Here is a 5,088-nt window from a genome sequence, read left to right as displayed (position 1 = left end):
GCGGCAGAGCCCGCCGCGCCGGTCGCCGATACCGGCTGCTATTCGAAGCGGAAGGCGAGCCTTTTGCCGGTGAGCCTGGCAAGCTGCTGCAGGCGGCCTTCGAGGCGTTCGCCGGCGAATTCCTCGTATTCCGCCGGCACGACGAATTCGAGATCGAGGTCGGCCGACCGGGCCTCGCGGAGCCCGAGATTGCGCACGACGCCGGGCATCGACGCCGAGAACAGGTAGACGACGCGCAGCAGCCCGCCGAGCAGCTTGGCGAGCTCCAGCAGGCGCGGCGTGGCGATTGCCGCCAGCGGGCTCGTCGCGCCGTCGTCGTAGAGCCCCTCAAACCGGTAGTAGTTGGCGAGCGCGATATAGGCGCGGCCCGGATGGCTGATGCCGGTGAAGGTGCCGTGGGCGATGATGTTCAGCGCCTGCAGGCCGCGGTAGTCCGGATGGGCGCGCCAGCTGATGTCGGCGAGCAGGCAGGCCGCCTGCCGGTAGCGGCTTTCCGATTCCGTCTCGCTGACGCCGAAGAACGGCACCATGCGGCCGCTCCAGTCCGCCAGTTCGCGGGCGTGCTCGGGCGAGCGGGCGCGCAGGATCGCCAGTTCGCCGGCCGCCGCCAGAAGCGGGTCGCGCGCCTTCTCGCCCTCCGGCAGCAGCGAATAGAGATAGCCCTCGCGGACCCCCTGCGACGAGAAGGAGATCTTCGACGGCTTCATCGCCGCGATGACCTCCTGCATGGCGACCGCGCCGAAGGGCAGGAGGTTGCGCCGGCTCTTGGAGATCGAGGCATAGGCCGGATCCTTGGTGTCCTTCGCCTCCGCGACCTCGGTGAGGAACGCCATCGCCTCGTCATAGGCGATCTCGTATCCCTGCATCATGTGCAGCGGATAGTTGCGCTTCTCCATGTGCAGCTTGGCGATCGAGCGCCAGGTGCCGCCGACCGCGTAGAAGGTGCGGCCGAGCCCCGCCTTCAGCAGGCCCGCCTGCTTGACGTGGCGCTTGGCAACGGCGCGGGCGGTCGCGGCCGATCCGGCCGCCGCCTCCGACAGGCGGATGCCGCCGAGCGGCAGCGTGATGCCCCTGCCGATATGCATGCCGGAGACGTCGACCAGTTCCAGCGAACCGCCGCCGAGGTCGCCGACGACGCCGTCCGGATCGTGGAAGCCGCTGACGATGCCGAGCGCGGAGAAATAGGCCTCCTCCTCGCCGGTCAGCACGCGCGCCTTGCGCTCGAGGATCATCTCGGCGCTGTGGATGAAATCCGGGCCGTTCGACGCCTCGCGGGCCGCGGCGGTCGCGAGCACGTACATGGTGCTTGCACGGGCCTGCCGCGACAGCGCCTTGAAGCGGTGCAGTGCGGCAAGCGCGCGCGCCACGCTTTCCTCGTCCATGCGGCCTGTCTTGGCCAGTCCCTTGCCGAGGCCGCACATGACCTTCTCGTTGAACAGCACCGCCGGCGATCGGCTCATGCCTTCGTAGATAACGAGACGGATCGAGTTCGAGCCGATGTCGACGACAGAGACCGGGGCAATTCCAGGCAGGCGCCCCTGGGCTTCCGATTCAACCATTGAGGTCCAGTTTTAATTCTTTCGACGGCTTTTCCAGCCTGCGATAGCCTTCGGCGACGAGGATTTCAAGGCCTCGCCCCGGCCGGAGAGGCTGGGGTTGGTCATGAAATAGTGCTGGGCGTTGAAAGGCTCCGCGCCGTCGGGCACCTGCAGGCGCCGCGACGTGCCGTCCGACAGGATCTCGTAGCTCTGCTGGTTGTCGATCAGGTTGCCGAGCATGATCTGCGACAAAACCTGTGCATGAACGGTCTTGTTGACAAGCGGCACCAGGGTTTCGACCCGCCGGTCGAGGTTGCGCGGCATCATGTCCGCCGAGCCGATATAGACGATCGCCTCTTCCGACGGCAGGCCGTGGCCGTTGCCGAAGCAGAAGATGCGGGAATGTTCGAGGAAGCGGCCGACGATCGACTTGACGTGGATGTTGTCGGACAGGCCCGGCACCTGCGGCCTGAGGCAGCAGATGCCGCGCACCACGAGATCGACATCGACGCCCGCCTGGCTCGCCCGGTAGAGCGCGTCGATGATCTCCGGATCGACGAGCGAGTTCATCTTCATCCAGATCGCCGCCGGCGCGCCGCGCTTCGCATGGGCGATCTCGTCGTCGACGAGCTTCAGGATGCGCGGCCTGAGCGTCAGCGGCGAGAAGGCGATCTTCATGCCCGCCTCCGGCTCGCCGTAGCCGGTGATGAAGTTGAAGATGTTGGCGATGTCGTGGGCGATCGTCGGGTTGCAGGTGAAGAAGGAGAGGTCGGTGTAGATCTTCGCCGTCACCGGATGGTAGTTGCCGGTGCCGAGGTGGCAGTAGGTGCGCAGCCTGCCCTCCTCCCGCCGGACGACGAGCGACATCTTGGCATGGGTCTTGAGCTCAATGAAGCCGAAGACCACCTGCACGCCGGCGCGCTCCAGGTCGCGCGCCCAGCGGATGTTGGCCTCCTCGTCGAAGCGTGCCTTCAGCTCGACGAGCGCCGTCACCGACTTGCCGGCCTCGGCCGCGTCGACCAGCGCGCGCACGATCGGGCTGTCGTTGGAGGTGCGGTAGAGCGTCTGCTTTATCGCCACCACGTCCGGATCGCGCGCAGCCTGGAGCAGGTACTGGACCACCACGTCGAAGCTCTCGTAGGGGTGGTGGACCACCATGTCCTTCTCGCGGATGGCCGCGAAGCAGTCGCCGGCATGTTCGCGGACGCGTTCGGGAAATCGCGCATTGTACGGCTCGAACTTCAAGTCCTCCCTGGGCGCCCGGGTGATCTCGGAGAGCGTGTTGAGCGCCAGCAGGCCCGGCAGCACCGCGACGCGGCTCTCCGGCACGCCGAGCTCGCCGACGACGAAGCGGCGGAGCGATTCCGGCATTTCCGAATCGGTCTCCAGCCGGATCACCGAGCCGCGCCGGCGCCGCTTCAGCGCGGTCTCGAAGAAGCGCACGAGATCCTCGGCCTCTTCCTCCACCTCGATGTCGCTGTCGCGGATGATGCGGAAGGTGCCTGAGCCCTTGACGACGAAACCCGGGAAGAGCTTGTCGATGAACAGGCCGACGACGTCCTCCAGCGTGATGTAGCGGATGGCGCCCTCGAAATCCGGCAGCCGGACGAAACGGTCGAGTGCCACCGGCAGGCGCAAAAGCGCCGTCATCGGCTCGCGGCCATGGATGTTGTCGAGCTGCAGGCCGATCGAAAAGCCGAGATTGGGGATGAAGGGGAACGGATGCGCCGGGTCGATCGAGAGCGGCGTCAGGACCGGGAAGATCGACTGTTCGAATTCCTGAGCGAGCCAGGCCTTGTCGTCCGCCTTCAGCGCCGAGGGCCGGACGATGAGAATGTCCTCGCGGGAGAGATATTGCTGCAGCACGGCGAGCGAGGCCTGCTGCTCCATCTGCAGGTTGTCGATCTCCTTCAGGATGTCGTCGAGCTGCTCGGCCGAGGTCTTGCCGTCGGGGCTCCTGACACCGATGCCCTGGCGCACCTGGCCTTCGAGGCCGGCGACGCGCACCATGAAGAACTCGTCGAGATTGGCGGCGGAGATCGAGAGGAAGCGCACGCGCTCGAGCAGCGGATGCGCCGTGTTCAGCGTCTCCTCCAGCACGCGGCGATTGAACTGCAGCCAGGAGAATTCGCGGTTGATGAAGCGCTCGGGGCTCGTCATCAGGGCTTCGACGTCGACCCCGCCATCGCTGTCTGCCGGCGTGTCCGACGCCGGCTCCGAAGGTCTTGCATCCATGTCCATAGTCGCCCATCCCGGTTTTCTTGGCTCGTACGCCAGTTTGACGTCCGAACTGTGACAGTCAATCCTCGTCGCTGCCGGCGGCGAGCTCTCCCAGCACCTCGTGGGCGAGCGCCCGCGTGACGCGGCTGCCGCGGGCGAGCGCCAGCCGGTCGAGCCGCTCGACCAGCGTCTGGGCCGCGTCGAGCGAACGCTCCATGCGCGCGACGATATAGGCGACGAGCCGGTCGTCGACGAAGAGCTGGCGGTCGGCGAAGAGCTTGACGATGACCTGGGAGAGCAGTTCGTCGTCCGGCTCGCCGATCTCGACCACCGTGGCGGCCTTCAGCCGCGACCTGAGGTCCGGCAGCTCGACCGGCCAGGACATCGGCCACAGCCGCGTCGTGACGAGCAGCGCATGGCCGTGCTGGCGCACATTGTTGATGACATGGAAGAGCGACTGGTCGTCGAAGCCGCGCCGGTCGGCGTCCTCGAAGAGCACCGGGCCGTGTTCGGCCGCCGCCTCGGCGCCGGCGCCGGCGACCGGGTGGATCGCCGTCGCGCCCGCCCGCTCGCGCCAGATCGACGCCAGATGCGACTTGCCGGACCCGACGGGGCCGGCGAGGATGACGACCGGCGAGGGCCAGCGCGGCCAGGCATCGACGATCGACACGGCCGCGCTCAGCGGGTCGGAAACAAGGAGATCGTCCCGGCCCGTCGCCGCGTCGTGCCCGAAGGCGAGCGGCAACTGTTCTGCGCCTTTCCTGCTGCTCATCGTCTACTCGATACGCCTCGGCTCGCCCGCTTCATCCGTGATGGTGATCGGCTTGCTGTGGCCGTGGTAGAGGTCGCTGTCAAGGTAGCGCCGCAGGCCGAAGCGGACAAGCACGCCGACCGCGGCGGCCGCCGGCACGGCGATCAGCAGGCCGACGAAGCCGAAGATCGCGCCGAAGGCGAGAAGCGCGAACATCAGCCAGACCGGATGCAGCCCGACCTTGGAACCGACGAGCTTCGGCTGGAGGATGTTGCCCTCGACGAACTGGCCGACGAAGAAGATGCCGGCGACGAGGGTGATCCACAGATAGTCGGGCCAGAACTGGACGAGCGCCAGCCCGACCGACAGCACGAGGCCGACCATCGAGCCGACATAGGGGATGAAGCTGATGACGCCCGCGAAGAGGCCGATGAGGAGGCCGAAATTGAGGCCGGCCAGCGAGAGCCCGATGCCGTAGAACAGGCCGAGGATGATGCAGATCGACCCCTGGCCGCGCACGAAGCCGGCGATCGCCGCATCCATCTCGCCCGCGATGCCCCGCACGTCCGCCACGTAGTC

At 67.2% G+C, this 5,088-nt stretch carries 4 protein-coding genes; all 4 read right to left on the bottom strand.

Translation table 11 applies throughout. From position 1 onward, the window contains the following. Positions 1-38: 38 nt before the first annotated feature. Entirely contained in the window at positions 39-1,559 is a 1,521-nt protein-coding gene (gene ppx, locus LXM94_RS25170; RefSeq protein ID WP_235774546.1) for an exopolyphosphatase, read from the bottom strand. A gap of 12 nt (positions 1,560-1,571) precedes the next feature. Next, a complete protein-coding gene (locus LXM94_RS25165; RefSeq protein WP_329605649.1) occupies positions 1,572-3,773 on the bottom strand; it encodes an RNA degradosome polyphosphate kinase in 2,202 nt (733 codons plus the stop codon). A 64-nt stretch (positions 3,774-3,837) separates the two neighbouring features. After that, complete coding sequence (gene hdaA / locus LXM94_RS25160; protein ID WP_235774544.1) at positions 3,838-4,530, bottom strand: DnaA regulatory inactivator HdaA; 693 nt, start codon at positions 4,528-4,530, stop codon at positions 3,838-3,840. A gap of 3 nt (positions 4,531-4,533) precedes the next feature. Further along, positions 4,534-5,088, bottom strand: a 555-nt coding sequence (locus LXM94_RS25155) for an AI-2E family transporter (RefSeq protein WP_235774542.1), incomplete at its 5' end; no start/stop codon positions are given.

Origin of the sequence: Rhizobium alarense (assembly GCF_021555155.1) — a bacterium.
GTDB classification, from domain to species: Bacteria; Pseudomonadota; Alphaproteobacteria; order Rhizobiales; family Rhizobiaceae; genus Rhizobium_D; species Rhizobium_D alarense.
This window is presented reverse-complemented; position numbering and strand designations above follow the sequence as displayed.